The sequence below is a fragment of the Bacteroidota bacterium genome (assembly GCA_018266835.1).
Classification (GTDB): Bacteria; Bacteroidota; Ignavibacteria; order Tepidaquicellales; family Tepidaquicellaceae; genus JAFDZO01.
The window spans coordinates 262,028-286,165 of sequence record JAFDZP010000001.1; the positions used below are offsets into that span (position 1 = coordinate 262,028).

General features: G+C 34.8%; 27 protein-coding genes. 23 read left to right on the forward strand and 4 right to left on the reverse strand.

Annotation, left to right across the window (positions count from 1 at the left end):
* Window positions 1-18: 18 nt before the first annotated feature.
* The 5 genes from JST55_01060 to JST55_01080 all read left to right on the forward strand — a co-directional run bounded on the left by JST55_01060 (window position 19) and on the right by JST55_01080 (window position 5,836).
* The gene (locus JST55_01060) at window positions 19-2,577 is read left to right on the forward strand and encodes a zinc-dependent metalloprotease (GenBank protein ID MBS1492065.1); all 2,559 of its coding nucleotides are present in this window, start codon (window positions 19-21) and stop codon (window positions 2,575-2,577) included.
* 311 nt (window positions 2,578-2,888) lie between these two features.
* Complete coding sequence (locus tag JST55_01065) at window positions 2,889-3,326, forward strand: NUDIX domain-containing protein (protein ID MBS1492066.1); 438 nt, start codon at window positions 2,889-2,891, stop codon at window positions 3,324-3,326.
* A 244-nt stretch (window positions 3,327-3,570) separates the two neighbouring features.
* The gene (locus JST55_01070; protein MBS1492067.1) at window positions 3,571-4,353 is read left to right on the forward strand and encodes an enoyl-CoA hydratase/isomerase family protein; all 783 of its coding nucleotides are present in this window, start codon (window positions 3,571-3,573) and stop codon (window positions 4,351-4,353) included.
* A gap of 66 nt (window positions 4,354-4,419) precedes the next feature.
* Entirely contained in the window at window positions 4,420-5,277 is an 858-nt protein-coding gene (locus tag JST55_01075) for a M48 family metalloprotease (GenBank protein ID MBS1492068.1), read from the forward strand.
* Between the two features lie 40 nt (window positions 5,278-5,317).
* Window positions 5,318-5,836, forward strand: a complete 519-nt coding sequence (locus JST55_01080; GenBank protein ID MBS1492069.1) for a hypothetical protein — start codon at window positions 5,318-5,320, stop codon at window positions 5,834-5,836.
* A gap of 31 nt (window positions 5,837-5,867) precedes the next feature.
* On the opposite strand, the gene JST55_01085 is transcribed toward JST55_01080, so the two are convergent.
* Window positions 5,868-6,506 carry an MBL fold metallo-hydrolase gene (locus JST55_01085; protein MBS1492070.1) on the reverse strand — a complete coding sequence of 213 codons (639 nt, stop codon included), beginning with the start codon at window positions 6,504-6,506 and terminating at the stop codon, window positions 5,868-5,870.
* A gap of 110 nt (window positions 6,507-6,616) precedes the next feature.
* Between JST55_01085 and smpB the strand changes: the two genes are divergently transcribed.
* The 7 genes from smpB (at window position 6,617) to JST55_01120 (ending at window position 10,296) form a co-directional block, all read left to right on the forward strand.
* Window positions 6,617-7,072 carry an SsrA-binding protein SmpB gene (smpB, locus tag JST55_01090; GenBank protein ID MBS1492071.1) on the forward strand — a complete coding sequence of 152 codons (456 nt, stop codon included), beginning with the start codon at window positions 6,617-6,619 and terminating at the stop codon, window positions 7,070-7,072.
* Window positions 7,073-8,269, forward strand: a complete 1,197-nt coding sequence (locus JST55_01095; protein MBS1492072.1) for a tyrosine--tRNA ligase — start codon at window positions 7,073-7,075, stop codon at window positions 8,267-8,269.
* A gap of 89 nt (window positions 8,270-8,358) precedes the next feature.
* The gene (locus JST55_01100; protein MBS1492073.1) at window positions 8,359-8,904 is read left to right on the forward strand and encodes an arginine decarboxylase, pyruvoyl-dependent; all 546 of its coding nucleotides are present in this window, start codon (window positions 8,359-8,361) and stop codon (window positions 8,902-8,904) included.
* 61 nt (window positions 8,905-8,965) lie between these two features.
* Entirely contained in the window at window positions 8,966-9,310 is a 345-nt protein-coding gene (locus tag JST55_01105; GenBank protein MBS1492074.1) for an MmcQ/YjbR family DNA-binding protein, read from the forward strand.
* Between the two features lie 2 nt (window positions 9,311-9,312).
* The gene (locus JST55_01110; protein ID MBS1492075.1) at window positions 9,313-9,609 is read left to right on the forward strand and encodes a hypothetical protein; all 297 of its coding nucleotides are present in this window, start codon (window positions 9,313-9,315) and stop codon (window positions 9,607-9,609) included.
* A 2-nt stretch (window positions 9,610-9,611) separates the two neighbouring features.
* A complete protein-coding gene (locus tag JST55_01115) occupies window positions 9,612-10,007 on the forward strand; it encodes a group III truncated hemoglobin (GenBank protein ID MBS1492076.1) in 396 nt (131 codons plus the stop codon).
* On the forward strand, window positions 9,997-10,296 hold the full coding sequence (locus JST55_01120; protein ID MBS1492077.1) for a hypothetical protein: 300 nt from the start codon (window positions 9,997-9,999) through the stop codon (window positions 10,294-10,296). Before JST55_01115 ends, JST55_01120 begins: the two co-directional genes overlap by 11 nt.
* Here the strand turns inward: JST55_01120 and JST55_01125 are convergent.
* Genes JST55_01125 through JST55_01135 form a run of 3 tightly spaced genes read right to left on the reverse strand, consistent with a single transcriptional unit; the run spans window position 10,293 to window position 14,071 of the window.
* Window positions 10,293-11,288 (reverse strand): lipoate--protein ligase, encoded by a 996-nt coding sequence (locus JST55_01125; GenBank protein MBS1492078.1) that lies wholly within the window; start codon window positions 11,286-11,288, stop codon window positions 10,293-10,295. The genes JST55_01120 and JST55_01125 overlap by 4 nt on opposite strands.
* A gap of 23 nt (window positions 11,289-11,311) precedes the next feature.
* Window positions 11,312-12,532, reverse strand: a complete 1,221-nt coding sequence (locus tag JST55_01130; GenBank protein ID MBS1492079.1) for an MFS transporter — start codon at window positions 12,530-12,532, stop codon at window positions 11,312-11,314.
* A 24-nt stretch (window positions 12,533-12,556) separates the two neighbouring features.
* A complete protein-coding gene (locus JST55_01135) occupies window positions 12,557-14,071 on the reverse strand; it encodes a T9SS type A sorting domain-containing protein (GenBank protein ID MBS1492080.1) in 1,515 nt (504 codons plus the stop codon).
* Window positions 14,072-14,252: 181 nt separating this feature from the next.
* On the opposite strand from JST55_01135, the gene bshC reads away from it, so the two are divergent.
* The 11 genes from bshC to JST55_01190 all read left to right on the forward strand — a co-directional run bounded on the left by bshC (window position 14,253) and on the right by JST55_01190 (window position 24,138).
* Window positions 14,253-15,959, forward strand: coding sequence for a bacillithiol biosynthesis cysteine-adding enzyme BshC (gene bshC / locus JST55_01140; protein ID MBS1492081.1), 1,707 nt, complete (start codon window positions 14,253-14,255; stop codon window positions 15,957-15,959).
* 27 nt (window positions 15,960-15,986) lie between these two features.
* Window positions 15,987-16,925 (forward strand): glycosyltransferase family 9 protein, encoded by a 939-nt coding sequence (locus JST55_01145; protein MBS1492082.1) that lies wholly within the window; start codon window positions 15,987-15,989, stop codon window positions 16,923-16,925.
* Between the two features lie 24 nt (window positions 16,926-16,949).
* Entirely contained in the window at window positions 16,950-18,131 is a 1,182-nt protein-coding gene (locus tag JST55_01150; GenBank protein ID MBS1492083.1) for a class I SAM-dependent rRNA methyltransferase, read from the forward strand.
* Between the two features lie 75 nt (window positions 18,132-18,206).
* Window positions 18,207-18,665, forward strand: coding sequence for a hypothetical protein (locus JST55_01155; GenBank protein ID MBS1492084.1), 459 nt, complete (start codon window positions 18,207-18,209; stop codon window positions 18,663-18,665).
* A gap of 11 nt (window positions 18,666-18,676) precedes the next feature.
* Window positions 18,677-18,925, forward strand: a complete 249-nt coding sequence (locus tag JST55_01160) for a hypothetical protein (protein MBS1492085.1) — start codon at window positions 18,677-18,679, stop codon at window positions 18,923-18,925.
* A gap of 48 nt (window positions 18,926-18,973) precedes the next feature.
* Window positions 18,974-20,047 carry a type III polyketide synthase gene (locus JST55_01165; protein MBS1492086.1) on the forward strand — a complete coding sequence of 358 codons (1,074 nt, stop codon included), beginning with the start codon at window positions 18,974-18,976 and terminating at the stop codon, window positions 20,045-20,047.
* Between the two features lie 64 nt (window positions 20,048-20,111).
* Window positions 20,112-21,491: a dipeptidase gene (locus JST55_01170; protein ID MBS1492087.1), complete on the forward strand. Its 1,380-nt coding sequence runs from the start codon at window positions 20,112-20,114 to the stop codon at window positions 21,489-21,491.
* 82 nt (window positions 21,492-21,573) lie between these two features.
* Window positions 21,574-21,879 carry a hypothetical protein gene (locus JST55_01175; protein MBS1492088.1) on the forward strand — a complete coding sequence of 102 codons (306 nt, stop codon included), beginning with the start codon at window positions 21,574-21,576 and terminating at the stop codon, window positions 21,877-21,879.
* 121 nt (window positions 21,880-22,000) lie between these two features.
* Complete coding sequence (gene queF / locus JST55_01180) at window positions 22,001-22,381, forward strand: NADPH-dependent 7-cyano-7-deazaguanine reductase QueF (protein MBS1492089.1); 381 nt, start codon at window positions 22,001-22,003, stop codon at window positions 22,379-22,381.
* Between the two features lies 1 nt (window position 22,382).
* Entirely contained in the window at window positions 22,383-23,117 is a 735-nt protein-coding gene (locus JST55_01185) for a UDP-galactose-lipid carrier transferase (GenBank protein MBS1492090.1), read from the forward strand.
* Window positions 23,104-24,138: a PD40 domain-containing protein gene (locus JST55_01190; protein ID MBS1492091.1), complete on the forward strand. Its 1,035-nt coding sequence runs from the start codon at window positions 23,104-23,106 to the stop codon at window positions 24,136-24,138. The genes JST55_01185 and JST55_01190 overlap by 14 nt, the downstream gene beginning before the upstream one ends.

A 24,138-nucleotide genomic window follows, 5' to 3' on the forward strand; every position in this document is an offset into this window, starting at 1 on the left:
CCCGCATTTACTATATAAATGAAAAAATTATTTTTATTAGTAATACTCTCAATCCCTTTTGCTTTCACATTTGCACAGGAAGGATACGAAGGCACTATATCTAAATCACAAAAGACTGAAGGACTATTTAACACTTACAAAGATAAAGGTGACTATTATTTTGAGTTTCAGAAAGGATATAATAAAAAGTTATTCCTTCTTAAAATGACTAACCTTACATCGATTGATGAACTTGGATTTTTTGCGGGACTTGACATGGGTGATATGACACTGCAGCTTGAAAGAAGAAATGATAATCTTGACATCATAAAAATTAACGAGCTCATTCTTCCCGATACAAATAAGTTTTCCAATTACAATCAGAATGTAACTTCACGTTTCGGTCCTTTGAAAATTGAAGGATTTAATAAGGACAGCTCTAAGTTCATTGCAAAAATAAATTCATACTTTACCTCTGATATTCCGAATCTTCAGTTCATGTTTCAGCAGTTAGTCGGCGGGTATTACTCAATAAACTCTGACTTAACTTTTATTGAGCAGGTGAAAACTTTTCCGAAGAATATTGAGATAACGGTCAACTATGTTTTTAATACGTCATCGAGTCCCGTACCTGCTATACCGGATTCGCGTTCAATTAATTTCAGAATTAGATATTCACTTATTGATTTATCTCCTGACTCAGTGAATGTTTACATCCCGCGATTATCTGATGCGAGAGTGGGATATTTTGAGACATCGGTGAAGGATTATACAAATCCCATGAGAAAGAGTGAGCTGATAAAATATATTTCGCGATGGAATCTTCAGAAGAAAAATCCGAATGATGAGTTATCAGAACCCGTAAAACCGATTGTATACTGGATTGACAGAGCTACTCCGAAAGAATACAGAGATGCTATTAAGAAAGGTGTGATGCTATGGAACAAGGCGTTTGAAAAAATCGGTTACAAAAATGCAGTGCAGTGTAACGTTCAGCCGGATTCAGTCCAGTGGGATTCCGACGACATCAGGTATAATTTATTAAGATGGCAGTCGTTTTCTACATCGGGAATTGCAGGCATCGGCCCCTCTGTTTCAAATCCCTTCACTGGAGAAATTTTAAACAGCAGTGTATTGATTAACTCCGAAGCGCTGCGTTTTACACAGGATGAAAAAACTTTGTTCAGTCTTATTAGTTCAAAAGATGAATTATATAAAAATAATTTTGAGGGAGACAAAGTAATAAAAGTCCTTGAAAAAATTAATAAGAAGAATTTTTACATCTGCCAGTATCCTTCGCTATCACAAAATCAGGCATTGATAGGCGCAGTGAAATATATAGTCGATAATAATGTTACGAGCACTGATGAAATTCCGAAAGATTATGTGTACGATTATTTAACTGAGCTTGTTGTGCATGAAGTTGGGCACACACTGGGACTGCGGCATAATTTCAAAGCATCGACAGCATACACATTTGAGGAAATAAGAAATCCTGAGTTTACAAATCAGTGGGGAAACGGCGGCTCAGTGATGGATTATAACGCTGCAAACATTTCTCCTCCCGGAGATAAGCAGGGGACTTACTGGTCACCGACAATTGGGATGTATGATTACTTTGCTATAGAGTACGGCTACAAATCTTTCCCGAATATAAAAAAGTCCGACGATGAAGTTCCTTATCTTATTGCAATAGCTTCACGTTCATCTGACCCGCATTTAGTTTACGGAACCGATGAAGATGTAATAAACAGTTTCTTCGGACCGACGAGTCTTGATCCGTTAACACAGACATTTGATTTAGGAAGTTCGCCGTTAAAGTATGCGCAGGATAAGATTGAGATTGATACAAATCTTTTCGGAAAGGTCGGAAGATATTTCCCGACATACAATGAAAGTTACTCGCAGCTGAATAATGTTTTCATAGGTCTGCTCTTCGATTATTTTTCAAACACAATGATAGTGTCGAAGTACATCGGCGGCGCATATATTACCAGAATGAAGCAGGGAGATGTAGTTGATAATAAATATCCTGTGATGCCGGTCTCTCATGATGAGCAGATGGCAGCTTTGAATTTTTTAAATAAGTATGCATTTGAGGCAGATGATTATCTGAAGTTCAGCCCCGACTTTTTAAAAATGCTTCAGCCTGTTGCAAACAGCAGGGGAAGGCAGGACTTCCCGCTGAACGATATTATTTATACAATACAGGCAAACACTTTGTACAGATTATACAATCCGATTTTAATGAAAAGGATGCTTGAGCAGGAAAACTTGTCGTCAGATATTCTGACTCTGGGTGAGATGAATGATTTTCTTTATTCGAATATATGGAAAGAAGTTAAATCAAAATCATCCATTTCAAAAAACAGAAGAGCGCTGCAAAAACTTCACATGGATATTTTGATTGAGATGCTTGTAAATCCGCAGGGGGGAATGCCGGAAGATGCGCGTTCAATGGCGTACAAATATTTAAACCAATTGAAGAAAGATATAGCCGGATTTAAAGGCGGAAATGATTTTGATTCGTTTCATTTGAGGGAGTGTGAATCCAGAATTGATAAGGCGCTGAATTCGATAATAATTAATCAACATTAAATCAGCATTAAAATATTTTTCCCTATTAGTAGGAATAGAGTAGTTTTGATTTGAATAAGAAATTAAGTTTAGTATTTTAGATGCGAGTTATGAGTTATGAGTTATGAGTTATGATTGAATGTAAATAAAACCCGACTATTTTCCGACTTTTTTTACAAATTGGAAATATCGGAGTTGTAAAAACAATATCGGTGAAACAGAAATCCGACCAAAATCCGACTTTTGAACTGGTTCATGATTGGATTTCCGCTTTCGCGGGAATGACATGTGGGGTAAACCCGACTAAAATCCAACTTTTAAAATAATTTTTAATGAGTGAATATCAGAAAATCCGTGTTAGCGTAAGAAGCATTTGTATCGTTGATAATAAAATACTTTTGCAGACGGATTTAAACGATTCAGTGCCGACATATGCAACGGTTGGAGGTGAACTTGAGTCGGGAGAGACAATGGAAGAGAGACTGAAACTTGAATATAAAGAGGAAACCGGAATGGACATTGAAATTAAAAAGTATCTGTTCGTTATTGAAAATTTCTTTTTATATAATGATAAGCCTCTTCATTCACTTGAACATTTTTTCCTTGTAAATATTGCTTCAACTGAATTCTCATCAAAAGAAAAACATTTATCATTTCACTGGATACCTGTTGAAGAAATTGAAAAGTATGAAATAAAACCAAAGGTGTTAAAAGAATTGATATTAAAAGGGGAGCTGGATGAACATAAACATTTGATTTCGAGGGGTTGAAATTAATCCGACTATTTCCCGACTTTTTTCAAATTGAAAAATATCGGTGTTGTAAAAACAATAATTGAATTTTTAATACCCGACCAAAATCCGACTTTTATGAAAAAAATTTAAACTCGTAATTCGTAATTTGAAACTCGTAATTGAATATGAACCCGACTTTTTTCCGACTTTTAACGCAGATGAATTTATTTTATATTTTGAGGCAGTATTTTACTTTTTAAACAAAATTGGCAGATAATAAATGGCGTACAATTCCATTCTAACAGAAAAGAAGAACTCAGTTTTATATATTACTTTAAACCGTCCCGATGTCTATAATGCTTTCAATGATGAGATGACTTACGAGCTTCAGGATGCATTCAAAAACGATGCGGCAGCAGATGATGTAAGATGCGTTGTTATCACCGGAGCAGGGAAGGCGTTCTGCTCAGGTCAGGACCTTAAAGATTTCACCGATAAAAAATCAACCTTTAAAGAAGCGCTCGATAAAAGATACAATCCTTTAATCAGATTAATAACTGAACTTCCTAAACCTGTAATTGCATCAATCAACGGCGTAGCTGCCGGAGCGGGACTTTCGCTTGCATTAGCTTGTGACTATCGTATTGCTGTTGAAAGCGCAACATTGATAGAGGTATTTATTAATGTGGGACTTGTGCCCGATAGCGGTTCATCTTTTTACCTGCTGAAAATTTTAGGTTATGCAAAGGCATTTGAGCTCTGTGCAACGGGTGATAAAGTCACCGCAAAAGAAGCAAAAGAATTAGGACTGATAAACAAGATTGTAAGCAACGGAACACTGCTTAAAAAAATAACTGAACAGACCGCGAATAACTTCGCATCAAAGCCGACATTTGCTATTGGTATGATAAAAGATTTATTGCAGAAGGCTGCTCACTCGCCATTGAATGATATACTTGAGCTTGAAGCGCAGCATCAGCAGTCAGCGGGTAATTCGGCTGATTTTAAAGAAGGTGTTGCAGCATTTCTGGAAAAAAGAAAACCAAAGTTTACAGGTAAGTAATAAGTAATTCTGAAATTTAAAAGGAACAATTTCAGTTTAAATGGATATAACAAATAGAGATATATTATGAAGAAAATAACAAAGAAATTCAGACTAAACCACAACCTTTCTTACTTAATAATTTCTGTTTTAACACTTTGCACTTTTTCAGTATTTTATAGCTGTGGAGCAAATTTGTTTTCTGTAAGTGATGATGTAAGTATTGGAAGAGATCTTGATAAACAAATCAGGGCTGACAGACAAAATTATCCTATAATGGAAGGGCACGACGATGTTAGAAGTTACGTCAGCGGAATTGGAAGAGGAATTTTAAACAGTTCTTCTCTCATTCAGTACAAAAGTGTTTTTCCTTATAAGTTTGATGTGATACAGGACGACAGCACTGTGAATGCGTTCTGTGTTCCAGGTGGATATATTTACATTTATACAGGTCTCATAAAATTTTTAGATAACGAAGCTGCGCTTGCTGGTGTTATGGCGCATGAGATTGCCCATGCTGAAAGAAGACACATGACTCAGAGGCTGACATCTTATTACGGAGTAAGTACGATTCTTTCGTTAGTGCTTGGTAACAATCCCAATCAGTTTGCAGAGATAGCAGCGAACCTTTTTGTAGGACTTGGTTTTCTTGCAAACAGCCGTTCTGATGAAACTGAAGCGGACGATTATTCTATAAAATATTTACGTTCCTCGCAGTACTATCCGGGAGGAATAATGTTCTTCTTTAATAAAATCCGTGAGGAAGAAATAAGAAAAGGCAGAACACCCGGCGGACTTGAAAGACTGCTTGCAACACATCCTCTTGCTCAGGATAGAATTGACAATGCATATATGGATCTCAGTAAAATTGTTCCGAGGCCTGATTCAACAAAGGGATTGTTCCCTGAAAGATATCAGGAAATTAAAGCAAAGCTGCAATACTAATTTTAAATTTTATACTTAAAAAATACACAGGAGATAATTCATGAAAAAAGTTTTAATAATGTTAACGTTTCTTCTCTCAGTAGTTTTTATCCAAAACATTTACGCGCAGTCGGCAGATGTTTCGGATAATAATTATGCATTCAAGCTGGCGTTAAGCTCTGACTGGAAGAAATCCAAAACAGAAGAAACAACGAATAAGGATGCGATATCATATACCTTCGATAAGAAAGACGGTAAGGATGCAATAATGCTTTTGGCATTTAAAGTTGAATCAGTAAAGAGTCTTGATGATTTGATTTACACGCTCGAAAAAGATATGACGCTGAACATTCCCAAGAGAAGCGGTGATTATTCAAACTTTACAGTTTCAGGCGGTGAAGGCAGAAGCGCAGTTTATAAGGATAGTGAATTCGGCGAAAAGATCTTTTATTACAGAACACAGAATACCGATAAGCAGAATTATACTTATATGTTAAGATTCATTACATCGATAACCAATTTTCCGACTGCTGAAAAAGATTTCGATAAGATTGCAAAAGGTTTTAAAGTAAATAACTAAGTTTTATTAATTGATTCTTATTTCGACCCATTCATAAGAATGGGTTGAATTCTTTTTCCCGCCCTACGGTAGTAATTTCCATGTGTCCCGGATGAATTGTATAATCATCCTGAACTTCCGGAAAGAGAACATTATTTATAGAATTCATAAGTTCGTTTGTATCCCCATAAGGCAGGTCCGTTCTGCCGATTGAATCTTTAAAGATCACATCACCGCTAAAAATATTCTTGTTTGTATCATCAATGAACGTCAGGCTTCCCGGTGAATGACCCGGAGTGTGAAGGATTTTGAATTCAATTCCTGCAAACTGTATTTTGCTGTTCTCGTCAATGAATTCATCAACAGGTGGAAGAGAAGGGAAGTCAAGTCCGTATAGTTCTTTCTGCTTATCTACATTTTTATAAAATACCATATCCTTTTCATTCATTAAGATAGGCACGTTGAAATAGTCCTTTGCAAACTTGTTGCCCATAATATGGTCGATGTGTCCGTGAGTGTTGATAATGTTTTTAATTTTTATGCCGTTATCTTCGATGACTTTTTTGATTTGTGCTTCTTCATCCGGGGTGTATGCCGAAGGGTCGAAAATAACTCCTTCTTTCGAAATTTCATCGAAGTAAATGTAGCAGTTCATTGCAAACGGAGTAACGGGTATCTGGAAAACTTTCATATAGTAATTATTTATAAATTGATTAAACTCTTAAATATGGGTAATTTCGATAACCTGTCAAATTTTTATTCCCAATAGAATAATAGTCATACAGTTAAAATTGTGGTTATATGTCTGATACCGATAAAATTAAAATAATTACCAATAACCGTAAAGCTAATTTCGAGTACGCAATTCTTGATAAGTATGAAGCTGGAATTTCACTCGAAGGAACTGAAGTAAAATCGCTTCGTGACGCTAAGGTTAGCATTGTTGAATCGTATGCTCGTGTAATTAAAGATGAAGTATTTCTTATTGGCGCAAATATTAATGAGTATAAGTACGGAAATATAAACAACCATGAACCTGTCAGAAACAGAAAGCTTCTCCTTCATAAGAAAGAAATTAAGAAGATAAAAGAAGCTCTGACAGAAAAAGGATTGACGCTTATTCCATTGAAGATGTATTTCAAGAATTCAAAAGTAAAAGTTGAACTCGGTATAGGCAGAGGTAAAAAGCTTTACGATAAACGCGAGTCAATCAAAGCGCGGGAAACAGATTTAAAACTAAAGAGAATCAAACTATAAATGAATTTTCCTTCTTTAAATGAACAGTTAGATGTTATAAAACGCGGAACAGTTGAAATTATTCCCGAAGATGAACTGGTAAAAAAAATTGAGAAGTCCATTGCTAAGAAAAACCCTTTAACAATTAAGCTGGGTGCTGACCCGTCACGTCCTGATTTACATATTGGTCATGCAGTTGTATTAAATAAATTGAAGCAGTTTCAGGAACTCGGGCATACTGCTATATTAATTATTGGTGACTATACAGGAATGATTGGTGACCCAACAGGAAAGAAGAAAACTCGCCCGCAGCTTACACATGAAGAAGCTATTGAAAACGGAAAATCGTACTACGAACAAGCAACAAAAATCTTAGATAAGAACAAGACAAAAATTGTTTATAATTCAGAATGGCTTTCTAAACTTGACCTAAAGCAGCTTATTCAGTTGATGTCAAAGTTCACTGTACAAAGAATTTTAGAGAGAGACGATTTTACTAACAGACTTAACGAACAGGCTGAAATTGCATTTCATGAAATGCTTTATCCATTAATGCAGGGATATGATTCTTATGCTATTAATTCCGATGTTGAGCTTGGCGGCACTGACCAGAAGTTCAATAATCTTGTTGGAAGAGATGTTCAGAAAAGATACGGCAAAGAGCCGCAGGTTGTAATCACGATGCCGCTTCTTGAAGGAATTGACGGCAGCGAGAAGATGAGCAAGTCACTGGATAATGCAATAGGAATAAGTGAAGACCCGAAGGATATTTTCGGCAAGACTATGCGAATACCAGATTCATTAATTTATAAATATTTTGAACTTGGTACACAAATTTCCGTAAATGAATTAAAGGAAATAAAAGATAAAATTACACAGAACCCGAGAGATTACAAACGAAAGCTCGGATATGAAATTGTGAAGTTGTACTATGATGAAGACATTGCAAAGAATTCTATAGAGGAGTTTGATAAGATTTTTATTAAGAAGGAAATTCCTGATGACATTCCGGAAGTAAAGCTCGATGAAGATGTGAAGCTTATCAATCTTATGGTGAGCAATAAAATGGCAGATTCAAATTCGGCAGCAAGAAAACTGATCGAAGCCTCGGCAGTTAGCATTGACGGCGAGAAAATCAGCGATGTGAATGCAATCATTGGTAAGGACAGAAGTTTTACTATGAAAGTCGGTAAGAGGAAATTCCTAAAAGTTAACTAAAAAAGTAATACAATCTTTATAATATCTAATATTTATTTTTATTAAATTACATCATTTCACAATAAGCAAACACAAGGGAGAGCGATAAATTGTTCAAGCCAACTAAAATATTTTTTACAAAAGGTGTCGGAAGACACAAAGACTACTTACAATCATTTGAATTAGCGTTGAGACAGGCGGGGATTGAAAAATGCAATCTTGTAATGGTATCGAGTATATATCCATCGGGATGCAAAAGAATTACAAAAGAACAGGCAACACAATTGCTTGAACCCGGTGCAATTACTTTTTGCGTAATGGCAAGGAACTTCACAAACGAACCAAACAGACTGATAGCTACATCAATCGGCGTAGCGCTACCGTCTGATGACAGTCACTATGGATATATTTCCGAGCACCATCCATTCGGTGAGCCGGAAAAAGTTGCAGGTGAATACGCAGAAGACTTAGCAGCAACAATGCTTGCAACAACATTAGGTGTTGAGTTCGATTCTGAAACTGCATGGAATGAGAGAGAAAATGTTTACAAGCAAAGCGGTAAGATATTCAAAACATTTAACGTAACGCAATCTGCAGAAGGCGATAAGAACGGTCTCTGGACTACAGTTATCTCTGCTGCAGTTATGCTTCCGTAATTTCAATTAAAGTATAATCTCCGCTAAGTATTCTTAGCGGAGAATTCACTTAAATCTGCTAATGGTTAATATTGAAACATGCAGAAAACTTGCCTTATCATTTCCTGATGTAACCGAACAGGATCATTTCGGAATGCCTTCTTTCCGTTTTAAAAAGAAAATATTCATGACGATTCACACTGATAAAAATATTGTGATGCTGAAATTATCCGAATCGGATCAATCAATATTTATGGCTTATGATTCAGAAATTATTTATCCGGTAAAAGGATATTGGGGAACTCAGGGAGCGACGATGTTTGATTTAGTAAGAGTTAAAAAAATAATTTTTAATAATGCATTAAAAGCTGCATATAATAATGTATCAGTCAAAAAAGTAGCATCAAAAAAGAAAGTTAAGGATTAATTATGATAATAAAAGAGATTATGGAACAGCTGAAAACTTCACTTCACCCTGTAGCAAAAGCTTTACACAGCGGAGAGCATTTCAGAGTTCTTGCAATGGGATTCAAAGCCGGAATGAAATTAAAGGACCATCAGGCACATTTGCCATCTAAACTAACTGTACTTTCCGGAGAAGTAATTTATCGTGAAAATGAAAGGGAAGTAAAACTTGAACAATATGATGAAGTTGATATTCCTGTAAACTCAACTCATTCAGTTGAAGCTATGCAGGATAGTTTGTGCCTGCTTACACAAGGGTAATTATGAAAGACCTAGAAAATAAAAATGATATTGAATTTCTTGTTGATGAGTTTTATAAGAAGGTTGTAAAAGATGAATTGATAGGGAAGTTCTTTACAATCGTTGTTAATTTTGACTGGGATGTTCATATCCCGATTATGAATTCATTCTGGGAAACCGTTCTGTTCGGCAAAGCTTCTTATAAAGGAAATCCAATGATCAAACATATCGAACTGAATAAACTTGCAAGACTTGAGCCTGTGCATTTTGAACGCTGGTTAAAATTATGGAAGGATACAATTAACGAAAATTTCATAGGAGAAAAAGCATCGGAAGCAATTTCGAAAGCTGAAACAATTGCAAAACTGATGCAAAGCAAACTTGAATCAAAAATTTCAATACTGAATAATGAAACCTAAAGTTTATTACGCAAATGCAAAAGAAGCTCTTGATAAGTTAAAAGCGGAAGGATACACCACAGATTTTAATTTAGAGGAGAATTGTATTGTCTGCCATCAGGGAAAATTTAATCATGATGAATTTGAGATAACTGCAATATACAGATATGAAGGGGATTCAAATCCCGATGATGAATCAACTGTGTATGCAATAGAATCAAAATCAGGATTAAAAGGAACATTGGTGACAAGTTACGGTGCTTATTCCGAAAATTTATCTGATGAAATACTGAAAAAGCTGAAAGGTTAAGCTAACAGAAATTTTACAAAATCCTCTTTGCTTATTTCTCCTAAATGGTGATTCATGTCGATCTCAGTAAGGGCTTCAGCCATCTCATCTTCTTTGTATTTTTTACCGATTAATCTGGACTCTATTTCATTTGTATCACCATGAGCAAGGAAATCACCATAGATTTTTAAATTTTGTATCACTCCATCTTTAACATCAATGCGCGCATCAATCTGTCCGAAATCGAAGCGATTAATTTTTTGTATGTTAAATTCAGGAGAGCGGCCGTAGTTCCAGTCCCAGTTACGATACTTTGAATTTGCTAGATCATAAACTTCCTGCCATTCTTTTTTATGAAGATTGTAAACAGGATAGTTTTCTCCCTGTTGAAAAATTGACTCTATAAGCTTCTGACGAAAATCGAATATATTCATTTTCTGATTCATATATTCTGTGATATTACCGACACGGCTTCTTATCGATTTTATTCCTTTGCTTTCTATTTTATCTATCTTAACATTCAATGCCTCGACTACGTCATCAAGATTTGAATTAAACAAAACTGTTCCATGGCTGAACATAGCCTTTGTATTGGAAAACTGAGCGTTGCCGGAAATCTTTTTACCATCAACAGTAATATCATTTCTGCCGTTTAGCTCAGCCTTAACTCCGATTGCATTCAGAGTTTTTATTACAGGCTCGGTAAACTTTTTAAAATTATGAATGCTATCCTGTGAGAATTTTGTGAGGAAGCTAAAATTTAAATTCCCGTCATCATGGTAAACAGCGCCGCCGCCGGAAATTCTGCGTACAACCTGAATTCCTTTCTTCTTAACATACTCCGAATTTATTTCTTCAATTGTATTTTGGTGTTTACCTATGATAATTGCATTCCGGTTAATGTAAAAAAGCAGATAGTCATCTTTTTCAAAATCAAGATTTCTTACAGCCCATTCTTCCAAGGCAAGATTTAAAGTTGCATCGGTAATCTGATTGTTATTAATTAATTTCATTTTCTGTTTAAGTTGATAATGGGTTAAGTTATTTCTGTGTAATCTAAATCTTTGCCGTAAGTTTCTTCAAGCTTACTTGTTGCCCAGATGGCAATAATTATTGTTACAATTCCTATAGCAAAAGCTGCATACTTTATTCCTAGCGCAGGCTTCAATGCCTGAAACAAAAGTGTTAATGGTATTACACTGCCTCTGATAAAATTAGGAACAGTTGTAGTAACTGTTGAACGTAAATTTGTTCCGAACTGTTCCGAAGAGTTCGTTACAAATATCACCCAGTAACCGACTGCAGTTCCAATTAAAACACACACTCCATAAAAATAAAACGTGCTTGAGTTGTTGAGAAACAAGTAAATACAAACGCAAACAAATGTAGCTGTTAAAAAAATGTAAAGGACTTTCTTGCGTGACTTCAAAATCTGGCTTAATGTTCCGCTGAAGATATCACCGAACACCAATCCTATATAACAAAACATAATTGATTTACCTGCGGAGATTGGTTCTGCTATTCCAAAAGCTTTGCCAAACTCAGGGGAGAAAGTAATTAAAATCCCCACAACAAACCAAAGAGGTAGCCCAATTAAAATGCAGTATAAATATTTTAAAAATCTTCCTTTATCGGTAAATAATTTTAAGAACTCACCCTTACCGATATGTGATGCCTGTTTGATTGAATTGTACATGCCTGATTCATATACTCCGAACCGTAAAATTAAAATCGCGAGTCCCATTCCGCCGCCGATGAAATATGAAGTTCTCCATTCAGTCAGCTCTACAATCAATGCAGCAGCAACTGCTCCCATAACTCCGATTGACGCAACAATCATTGTTCCGTAACCTCGTTTGGTTTTCGGCATAACTTCACTGACTAATGTAATACCGGCGCCAAGCTCTCCTGCCAGACCTACGCCGGCAATAAATCTAAGTAAAGCGTAAAGCTCAACGCTGTTTATTAATCCGTTGAGAATATTTGCTAATGAATATAAGAAAATCGAACCGAAGAGAACTGAAATTCTTCCGCGCTTATCGCCGAGAATTCCCCATAAAATTCCGCCGACGAGCATTCCACCCATTTGCATATTAAGAAGCATAACACCGGTATCAAGCATTTGTCCGTCAGGAACTCCGAGTGATTTTAATGAAGCAACTCTCACTATGCTGAAAAGAATTAAATCATATATATCAACGAAGTAACCTAAAGCTGCAACCAGAACTATGGCAAAGACGGTTTTCTTTTTATCCATTAACTACTTATAATTTGGGGTGAATTATTTTAATAGCATTAATTTTTTTGTTTCAGTAATTCCTTCTGATTCGATCCGGTAAAAATACATTCCGCTTGAAAGATTTTCGGCATTAAACTGAACTTCATATTTGCCCGGTTCACGAACTCCGTTAAACAATGTCTGTATAAGTTTACCTGTTAAATCATAAATGTTTAAAACAACGTTCATCTTTTTACTGATTTCAAATGAAATGCTTGTTGTTGGGTTAAAAGGATTTGGATAAGCATCATACAATTTAAATCCGTTAACAAGTGAAGCAGTATTTGATGCACCGATAGATGTAACAGTTCTTATTGGGAGATAATCTACAAATCCCAAAGAATCTAAATCAGGTTTATGAAATATGTGTGCTTCAATTGAATCTAAATTCGCTGTTCCCCAGTAATTATTTTCAGCTTTGATTGAGTCTTTTGTGTTATTGTATAAATCATAAATCTGCCCTGTATTGCTGTTCCAGTAAAGCTGATTTAAACCGACATCAGTTGTATCTGAATTGCCGATGTTTCCAAGGTTGGGTTTTGCGCCGCCCTGTATTGTAATACCCCATAAGTTGCCGCGGATTTTATTTCGTGTACAGATAACACTCATTGCAGTGGGGGAGTTGAAGTTTATTCCGCTGCCGCCGAGTGTCGGGCTTCCCTGAATATTGTTTGTATCAATAATGTTGTTGTTCACATATGCAGTAATTGTTGATGCAGCAAATGCAATTCCGTAACGGTTTTTTCTTATCACATTATTTTCGATCACGATGTTCGCGGAACCAATCGGAAGAAATGAAATACCTCCGGCATTTGTATATAATCCTCCGCTGATTATATTGCCTCGTATTACCATGGGGGGAGTTACGTTAGTTGCGCCCCAGTTTATCTGCGGCGAGTTTCCGTTTGCAGTAACGTTATCAAAAATTTCATTAAACAATATTTGTCCCGATGAAGCAATATTTGCTCCGCTTTGAAGAGCAGCGCTTCTGTTATTGAAAATTTTACAGTGGGAAACCGTTGAGTTTGAACGAAAGAATGAAATTACTCCACTTGATGAAAATGAACTGTTGAGATTATTATTTCTTATAATGCAGCTATCGATTAAAATATCACAGTCAAGCATTCTGATTGCATTGCCGTATTCAAAAATTGTTTTTTTCATGTATGAGCCGTCAGCCTGGTCTTCAAATTTTAATCCAAGAAATTTTAATGACGTATCAGCAGCAGTAATTTTTACTGAGTCCGGAGGTGCAATTCTAAGTACTCCGAATATATCTATGAATACTCCCTGTGCAAATTTTAAAGTAGCATTTTTTGTAATAAAAATCGTATCACTTGCAGTGATGTTTATGGAATCGTTAACGAAGTATGTGTTGCTTGAAAAGGTCACATTGCCGCCGGAATTTGCAACGAGACTGTCTAAGTCCCATCTTTTGCCTGTTCCGGGAGTGGAATAGTTAGCGAACGAATTCAAAAAAGTGAGGGATAGGCATATTGCCAGGAAAAATTTTATCATCTCTTTGGTTTAATTAGTTAAAAATGGGGTAATGCAAGATTACTTAAAAAATATGATTATTAAAGTGGAAAAAAATAGATATTGAAGTAAAATCAGCGAAAAATGAAGCCAATACTGCCTATTATATTTCAATATTAATGCGTAATTTTTGCTACTAAATTTAATAAAATTGCAAGGAAATTTGAAAAGTCTTCCATATAATAATCTGCCGGATTTCAATAATCTTTTTTTGGATTACATTGATGATTTTGACAAGATAAAAAATTACTATAAGTACGATTACCGTGATGATAATGAGTTCTTAAATGCTCTCATAAAAAAGAAAAATACTTATCTTAAGGACTCTGATTTTACACGTGATGACCTTTGCAGAGTATTAACTACGCAGAATAAATTTTTCAATTCAACTGAAAAGACTTACGAAAATATTGAGCTTCTGAAAAGCTCTAATACATTTGCCATTGTAACAGGGCAGCAGGTTGGTATGCTTAGTGGACCGCTTTACACAATTTTAAAAGCTCTTAATACAGTTCAGCTTGCAAATAAGCTTAATCATAAATTTAAGGATTATAATTTTGTACCTGTGTTCTGGCTTGAGTGCGAAGACCACGACTTTCTGGAAATAAATAATATCAATCTTCTTACCAAAGAAAACGAAGTTAAGAACATTGCTTACTTCGGAGCTGATGGCGAGCTGGAAAAATATATAAAGCCGACAGGCACGATAATTCTCGATGAAAAAATTGAAGATTTCAAAAATGAAATAAGAAGTAACCTTGTTGAGACGGATTTCACAAATACAGTTTTTGATTACATAAACCGTTCGTATAAAGTCGGCATTGATTTAAAAACAGCATTCGCACGACTTCTGAATTACTTCTTAAAAGATGAAGGTCTTATTTTTATGGACCCTTCCGAAAAAGATCTGAAGCGTCCGCTGATATCAATTTTTAAAAAGGAGCTTGCGACATATCCTGCCCTTTGTGAAAAAGTTATAATTTCTTCCGCTGAGATGGAACATGAATATGATCCTGTTATAAAACCTAAACCAATAAATTTATTTTATACTCATAACGGCAACAGATATTTAATTGAACCGAAGGATAGTGAAAATTACGCTTTGAAAAATTCCCGTCAGAAGTTTTCACGTGATGAAATGATGCTCATATTGAACACGAATCCTGAACTGTTCAGCCCTAATGTTCTTCTTCGTCCTGTTTGCCAGGATACAATTTTACCTACGATTGCGTATGTCGGCGGGCCGTCTGAAGTTGCTTACTTTGCGCAGATAAAAGATGCTTACGATTTTTACGAAACGCCGATGCCGGTTATTTATCCTAGAACATCAATAACTGTTATTGAAAAAAGAGTTGAAACATTCCTTGAGAAAAATAAATTAAAGATTTTAGATTTATTCCATCCGAAAGACACGGCAAGAAGAATGGTAGAAAAATTTTCGGAGATGAATATAGAAGAATTATTCACAAGTTATGTTGATGAACTTAACGGGATATTTTATCAGTTCAAGCAAAAGTTGGAGAGCATTGATAAAAATCTTGTAAACACTCTTGATAAAAAAGATCAGCAGTACAAAGATTCGATTAATATGCTGAAGGATAAGTTTATGACGTCATATTTAAATCAGAATGAAATCGTTACAAAGCAATTAAATAAAATTTTATCTGTGATATTTCCTGATAACATTTTGCAGGAAAGAAGTCTGAACATTATTTATTTTCTGAATAAATACGGAATGGATTTTATCCAGCACTTAAAAGATAATATTAACGTAGAAGATTTTACTCATCAGTTTATAGAAACCAATATTGATATTGCACCTGTAAAAATTGAAGAAGCAAAAGAACCTGAAAGTGAAAACGTAGAATAGTTTTCTGCTTGCAATTGAGACAATGCTATGAAAAAAATTCTGATAATACGATTTTCCTCATTAGGTGATATTATACTTTCTTTTCCTCTGATAAATGCTCTTAATAAAGAGTATCCGGATGCTGAAATACACTATCTGACTAAATCTGCATATAAACCAATTCTTGAACTTAATCCTTTAATTTCAAAAATAATTTTATTTGATGGACAGCCTTTAAGTGATTTGAAGGCTGAGATAAAAAGCGGCGGATATGATTTAGTATTGGATATACATAAGAATTTCAGGAGTATATTGCTGACGTTGTTTTCAGGTTTAAATGTTGAGAGATACAAGAAAGAAACGATGAAGAAATTTTTGCTTGTTAAGTTTAAGATAAATCTGTTTAAAGAGATTATTCCTGTCTATCTAAAGTACATTAAGGCATTGGGAAATAGTTTTGCAAGCAAGTATTCAGAATACACTTCTAGTGAACTTAAGTTTGACAGAGAAAAAAAATATGAGTTTGATTACGTAGTTATCGCCCCTTCATCAAAACATTTTACAAAGACTTATCCAAAAGAAAAATTTGTTGAGCTGATTAAAAAATTTAATTATAAAGTTATTTTAGTTGGAGATGAAAGTGATAAGGATAAAAGCATTTGTTCATACATCGCGAAAGAAACAGCTGCTATAAATTTATGCGGCAAGCTTAGTTATCCTGAACTTGCAAACGTAATTTATAATTCTGAGTTTGTTATTACAAACGATAGTGCTATTCTTCATATTTCAGAGATGCTTGGTAAAAAAGTCAGAGCTATATTTGGTTCAACTGTGAAGGAGTTTGGATTTTTCCCTCAGCTGAAAGAATCAGCAGTATTTGAAAATGAAAATTTAAAGTGCAGGCCTTGCACACATATCGGTTTGCCGTCATGTCCGTTAGGACATTTTAAGTGCATGAACGAAATTAGAATTGAAAAGTTAAATTAGAAAGAAAACTAGAAAGACAATACAATGGCAAAATTATATATTAAGAAGAACGAAGAAAGAAGACTTGCATTAGGTCATCAGTGGATTTTCAGTAACGAGATTGAACGTGTGGAAGAGCTGAACAAGAACGGCGAAGTCGTGGACTTATATACATACAACTATAAATATCTCGGCAAGGGATTTTATAATAAACACTCGCTTATTGCTTACAGGCACTTAACTGATTTCAAAGAAGATATAGACAGAAAATTTCTATATAAAAGAATTAATAATGCCAATGCTCAGAGGAAGAAAGTAAATCGTGAGAATAACATTTACAGAATGGTTAACAGTGAAAGCGATTATCTTCCAGGTTTAATAATTGACAGATTCGAAGACAGGTATTCTATTCAGATTTTTTCAGTCGGTATGGAATTGTTCAAAAATGATATTGTAGAAATCCTAAAGGAGAACTTCAAAGCAAAATTCATAATTGAAAAAAATGATAATGAGCTGAGAGTTCTTGAAGGTCTTTCCAAGGAAGAAAAAATTCTATTGGACTATACTGATTCCGATGATAAAACGTTCGTACTGACCATTGATGACATAAAGTATAAACTCGATTTGCAAAACGGGCAGAAGACAGGATTTTATCTTGACCAGGCGGCAAATAGAAAACTTATCCGCGAATATGTAAGGGAAGGGGATGATGTTCTGGATTTATTCTGCAATGAAGGAGGCTTTGCGCTTAATGCGGCTTATGCTAAAGCAGAAAGTGTAATAGCTGTTGATTCATCCGAGCATGCAATAATTATGTCGAATGAAAATGCAAAGCTTAACAAGTTTAAAAATATAGAGTTCATCTGTAAAGATGTATTCGAATTTTATAATGATATATTTCAGGATAGCAAAAGATACGATGTAATAATTCTTGACCCTCCTTCATTTACGAAAAACAAGAAAAATGTTATACCTGCATTGAAAGGTTATGAAGAACTAAATTACAAGGCGATGAGATTGCTGAAGCCAAATGGAATTCTATTCACATTCTCATGTTCACATCATATAGACGAGAGAAATTTTGAAATTATGTTAATGAAGGCTGCATCTGCTGCTAAGAAAAGAATAAAAATTCTTGATATGAAGAGTACATCCTATGACCATCCTGTTCTTCCTTCGATGGGGGAAACTAAATACCTGAAATCTTATGTTCTGAATGTTTCATAGATTGAAATAATACTTTTTTTTAGAGTGTTAATAGGTTAAATTAGATAAAAACTAATCCCAAAACAGAGGTAAATTTTGAAAAATTATTTCATTGTTGTTTTTTTATTCAGTATCGCATTTGCAAGCTGCGATAATGGCACAGTTAATCCTCCCTTAACATCTGAACCCACATTAATGGGAAGTGTACTGGCGGATGATATTTCTATCAGCGATTCAGGTTCTGCAACTAAAACAAGACCATTAGGAAGCGGTCAATTAAATTTTACAGACCGGGATACAACTATAATAACTTTTCTTTATAAAGGTTCATCCGGAAATACAGCTCCTTATCAATTGCAAATTTACGATTCGACTGGAGAAGGCGTAACTGCAATTTACACTTTCAGAGATACAGGGATAAATGACAGCTTAAAAACTATGGATGTAGTTTTGCCTTCTAATCGTGATTTTGCTTATTATTTTTATACTTTGAAGTGTGAAGGAACTTCGGCACAATATTTTTCTATCAGAAATTTAAAACTATATAAAAAATAGTCATGGATTTAATGGAGCAAAATATCAGAGACCTTTATTCTAAAATCCTTGAACCACAAGGGATTGAGCTGGTTTCTGTTACAGACGGCTCAACTGCAGAAGCAAATCCTGAAAATTTTTCTACGGAAGTTACACAAAGAACTATGGTGATGTTCAGAAAAGGAAACACTGAATTCACCGAAACTTTTTATTCAACTGACCCTGTTAAAATAGAAAACACTATGAAACAGGTTCAACTTGAGTTTGCATTGAAAGGATAAATAATTTACGACCCCGACTCACAATTTTTGTAATTAATTTGAAAAGTTTTGTCATATATTTCCGCTATAGAGGTAATTAATTTTCCTCATAAAGTTTTACAAAAAGATTTAAAGGAATTTGCTTCAAATTTATTTTCAGAGTCGTTTAAAGATATAGACAGGCTTCTGGAAGTTTTCGATAACACAGGAATTTCCAATAGAAATCTCTGTGTACCGATAGATTTTTTTTCTAAAGACACATCATTCAAAGAAAAAAATAATCTCTTCAAAAAATACGCACTGGATTATTCAGTAAAGGTAATTGAAAATTTACTGAGCAATTCTAATTTAGATAAAAGTAAAATAACGGATATTATATATTTTACTTCCACAGGATTAACCACCCCCTCTCTTGATGCTCTTATCATAGATAAGCTAAAACTTAATCCGAACATTAACCGTACACCTCTCTGGGGACTCGGATGTGCTGCAGGAGTTTCAGCAATGGCAAAAGCAAAAACATTTACGGATACAAATCCTGATGCAGTTATTTTATTAATCGGAGTAGAACTCTGTTCTTTGACCTTTATCAGAAATGATTTAAGTAAAAGTAATTTTATTGCAACTTCACTTTTTTCCGATGGAATAGCTGCTGCAATTGTAACAGGGAAGAATTCGAAGAGTTTAATTGAAAATAAATTTACTGTTGAAATAAAAAATTCACGCAGTAAAATTTATCCTAATTCAGAAGATGTTATGGGTTGGGAATTTGTTAATGCAGGATTTAAAGTCGTTTTCTCAAAGGATATTCCGAATTTGGTTAATACTATTATAAAAGAGGATATCTTAAAATACTTAACAGATAATAATTTATCAGTTGAAGATATAAAGAATTTTGTAATTCATCCCGGAGGAACAAAAGTTATCAATGCTTATGTTGATTCTCTCGGTATATCACGAGCAAATCTTAAAAACACTTCAGATACACTACACGAATATGGAAATATGTCAAGCGTAACAGTTTTGTATGTTCTGAATAAATTTATGAATGATGGGATTAAGGATGGTCCCGGTTTAATGATGTCTTTAGGTCCCGGATTTTCATGCGAAATGCTGCTTCTCGATATGAAAAATGTCTCGTGATTGACTAACAAATAATCTCAATTATTATTAATTTAGTTTTTATCATTTTTACAAATCCCACAATATGCAAAATATAATTTCCTACATTAATTCTAATAAAGATAAGTACGTTGAAGAGCTGAAAGAATTTTTAGCAATTCCTTCAATAAGTACAAATCCTGAAAATAAGAAAGATGTAAACGACTGCGCTGAATATGTAAAGAAACAATTTGAATCCATCGGACTTGAACATGTCAAAGTTTATCCTACACCCGGCCATCCGATTGTTTACGGCGACTGGCTTCACGCAGGCGATGATAAACCTACACTTTTAATTTACGGACATTACGACGTTCAGCCGGTTGACCCGATTGAGTTATGGACAAATCCTCCTTTTGAAGCAACAGTAAGAGGAGATAATATTTTTGCCCGCGGTTCAGTTGATGATAAAGGTCAGGTGTATGTTCACGTAAAAGCACTTCAGGCGCATTTAGCAAATAACAAATCACTTCCTATAAACGTAAAATTTATTTGTGAAGGTGAAGAGGAAATCGGCAGCGCAAATCTTGATGCTTTTCTTGAGCAGCAAAAAGAATTATTGAAATGTGATTACATTGTCATATCTGATACTGCTATGTATGATTACGATATGCCTTCAATCTGCTATGGTCTTCGCGGACTTACATACATGCAAGTAGAAGTGACAGGTCCGAACAGAGATTTGCATTCAGGTTCATTCGGCGGCGCTGTTCATAATCCTATAAATGCTCTTGCAGAAATTATCTGCAAGCTTAAAGATGAGCATGGTAAAATATTAATCGATGGTTTTTATGATGATGTTACTCCTTTGACTGACAAAGAAAGAGAAGAGTTCAAAAGACTTCCGTTCGATGTTGAAAGATATAAAAAAGGATTAGATGTAGATGATATTCACGGGGAAGAAGGATACTCAACCCTTGAAAGAACCTGGGCAAGACCTACACTTGACTGCAACGGTATCTGGGGAGGATTCCAGGGTGAAGGCGCAAAAACGGTTCTGCCGTCAAAGGCAGGAGCGAAAATTTCAATGCGCTTAGTTCCCAATCAGGACCCTGATAAAATAGAAAAGTTATTTACAGATTATATACATAAAATTGCTCCTAAGTCAGTTAAGGTAAAAGTTATCGGCGGGCACAACGGAAAACCGGCAGTTACTCCGATTGATTCAGATGCAATCAATGCAGCAGTTGAAGCATTGAAGAAAGGATTCGGAAAGGACCCGGTATTTATGAAAGAAGGCGGTTCTATTCCGATTGTAACTACATTCAAAGATATACTTGGTTCCGATACAGTCCTTTTAGGATTCGGTCTGCCTGATGAAAATGCTCACTCTCCCGATGAACATATGAACCTGAAAAATTTCCAGAGAGGGATTTTAAGTGTGGCTTACTTCTATGATGAGCTTGCAAAGGCAAGAAAAAAGTAGATTAATTCATATATAGATTATTTCCTCAGATATAAATAAATTAAGAGCTATTTAAAACCAGAAACTTAGATTTTTTTAATATATGGCAAAAGCTAAAACACCTGTAAAGAGCAGAAAGATAAAAAAAGTAGAGCATCTTCATATCAATCTTACAAATAAGAATTATATGATTATTGGTCTTGGAATTGTTGTGATTCTCATCGGATTTTTCCTCATGATGGAAAACTCAGTTGACGGATTCCTTCCTTCCAAACTTGCAACTATTTTACTTGTGATTGGATATCTTGTAATAGTTCCGATAGGAATTCTTTATAATGATAAATCCTCAACAGCAGTTGATGAAAATCCTGCAGGCACATCTGCCGGTACAAATGTTAGCGCAAGCTGATTTAAAATTAAATTTATAAAGTATCAATATACATCATGCCATCTGCGGATGGCATTTTTTTTATAAATAAAAATTTTTACAATTATTCATTAATTATTCTTTAATTCATTACGAAAAAATCATGAAAAAATTTAATCCGATTAAAACAGACCCGAACAAAACGAATCTTCTTGAAACATTCGATAATTCATTCCCAAATAGAAATTATCTTATAATTCATCAGGCAAATGAATTCACTTCAGTTTGCCCTAAAACAGGACAACCTGATTTTGGTGTAATTACAATTTCATACGTAGCCAAAACAAAATGCGTTGAACTGAAATCATTAAAATATTATCTGCAGTCATTCAGAAATGAAGGTATATTTTATGAAAATGTTATCAACAGGATTCTCGATGATTTAACAACACTTCTTAAACCAAAATGGATGGAAGTTATAGGGGATTTCACAATCAGAGGCGGTCTGCAGTCAAAAGTAATTTCCACTTACGGTAAAAAATAATATGAAGCTATCCGAAGTTGATTTAAGCAAAAAAATAAGCAAAGAAGAATATTCAGATGAAGTAAAGAAGCTTGATATGGAACTTGAAATTCTGAAATGCCAGTTAAAGCTGCGTGATAAAAACAAGAAAGCCGTTATTTGTATGGAAGGCTGGGATGCAGCAGGTAAAGGCGGAGCTATTAAGCGCCTGACCGAACCTATGGACCCAAGAAGATTCAAAGTTTACCAGACTTCCGCACCTAACGAAGTAGAGAAAGCTAAGCATTACCTGTGGAGGTTCTGGGTAAATCTTCCTTCATGTGGTGAGATGGTTATCTTTGACAGAACCTGGTACGGCCGCGTTCTTGTTGAAAGAATAGAGGGTTTTTGTTCAGAAGATGAATGGCGCAGAGCTTATGACGAGATAAATCAATTTGAAAAAACTGTTTCACAGGATAATACAAAAATTATAAAATTCTTTGTACATATTTCAAAAGATGAACAGGAAAAGAGATTCAAAGAGAGGGAAGAAAATCCTCTCAAGAAATACAAAATAGGAAAAGATGATTACCGCAACAGAAAGCACTGGGATGATTATGTGAAAGCATATGATGACATGTTTCAGAGAACGGATAATCCTTTTGCGCCATGGCATATAATTGAAGGCAACGATAAGGATTATGCCAGACTGAAAATAATGAAAATATTTGTTAGTGAAATGAAAGATTTTTTAAAAAATTCTGATGATGAAAAATAAAATTTTATATATAGCAGTCTCTTTTATATTTTTAATCGGCTGCAGCCAACAAAGCAAAACACAGTCAGCAGGAAACCAGACAGGTGAAACAAAGAGTAAAAAATCTGATTCCACTCAAACTCATACAAACGAACCGGGTAAGATTAATGTAACTGATTTACCCAAATTCAAAATGACTTTTGAGAGGGAAGGCGGTGTAAACATAATTAACTCTGATTTATCTAAGGAAAGATTTTTATATAACGGTCACGATAATTTAATATCTCCTGACGGCTCTAAAGTCGTTCATACTCAAAGCAATACTGACGGTTCAAGAAATATTGCTATCTATGATGTTGAGAGCAAAACAACTAAAGTGCTAAGCTCCATTACAGGCAAGCAAAACTTCGATGCGGCGTTTTCACCTGACGGGAAAACGATAGTATTCTGTAATTTCTCGGGAAAGAAATGGAATATCGCTTTAGTAAATATTGATGATACAGGGTTTAAAATTTTAACCGAGAGCTATAAAACTGATTTATTCTGCCCTACATTTGCTCCCGATGGAAATTCAATCCTTTGTCAGGATATGCAGAGCTTTATTGAAATAGATTTGAAAGGGAAGGTATTAAAAACTGTTTCGCTAAAAGATATTGTTGGAGATAAAAAAATATATTTTTCCAGCGCTAACAGAGGTTACTTTATAAATAATAAAAAAAGAATTTTATTTGATGCTGATACTGGGGAAAACTTTGAAACCTCCCGTGAGCCTATTTCAAATATTTATACTTATGACCTTGAAACAAAGACACTTGTAAATCTAAGCGATAATAATATTTCAACCTACGACCCGTTCCCGTTAAGCAACGGCAAGCAGCTTTTGTTTTCTGCTTATACAAAAGATGATTTGTCAAAAAGTCCCGACCCCCGGGATACTGATCCCGTTATTACGAGCTGGATTTATATAATGAATCTTGATGGAACAGGAAAAACGAAGCTGGTACAGAATGCATTTGAACCTTCTGCTTCTAAGTTAGAATAG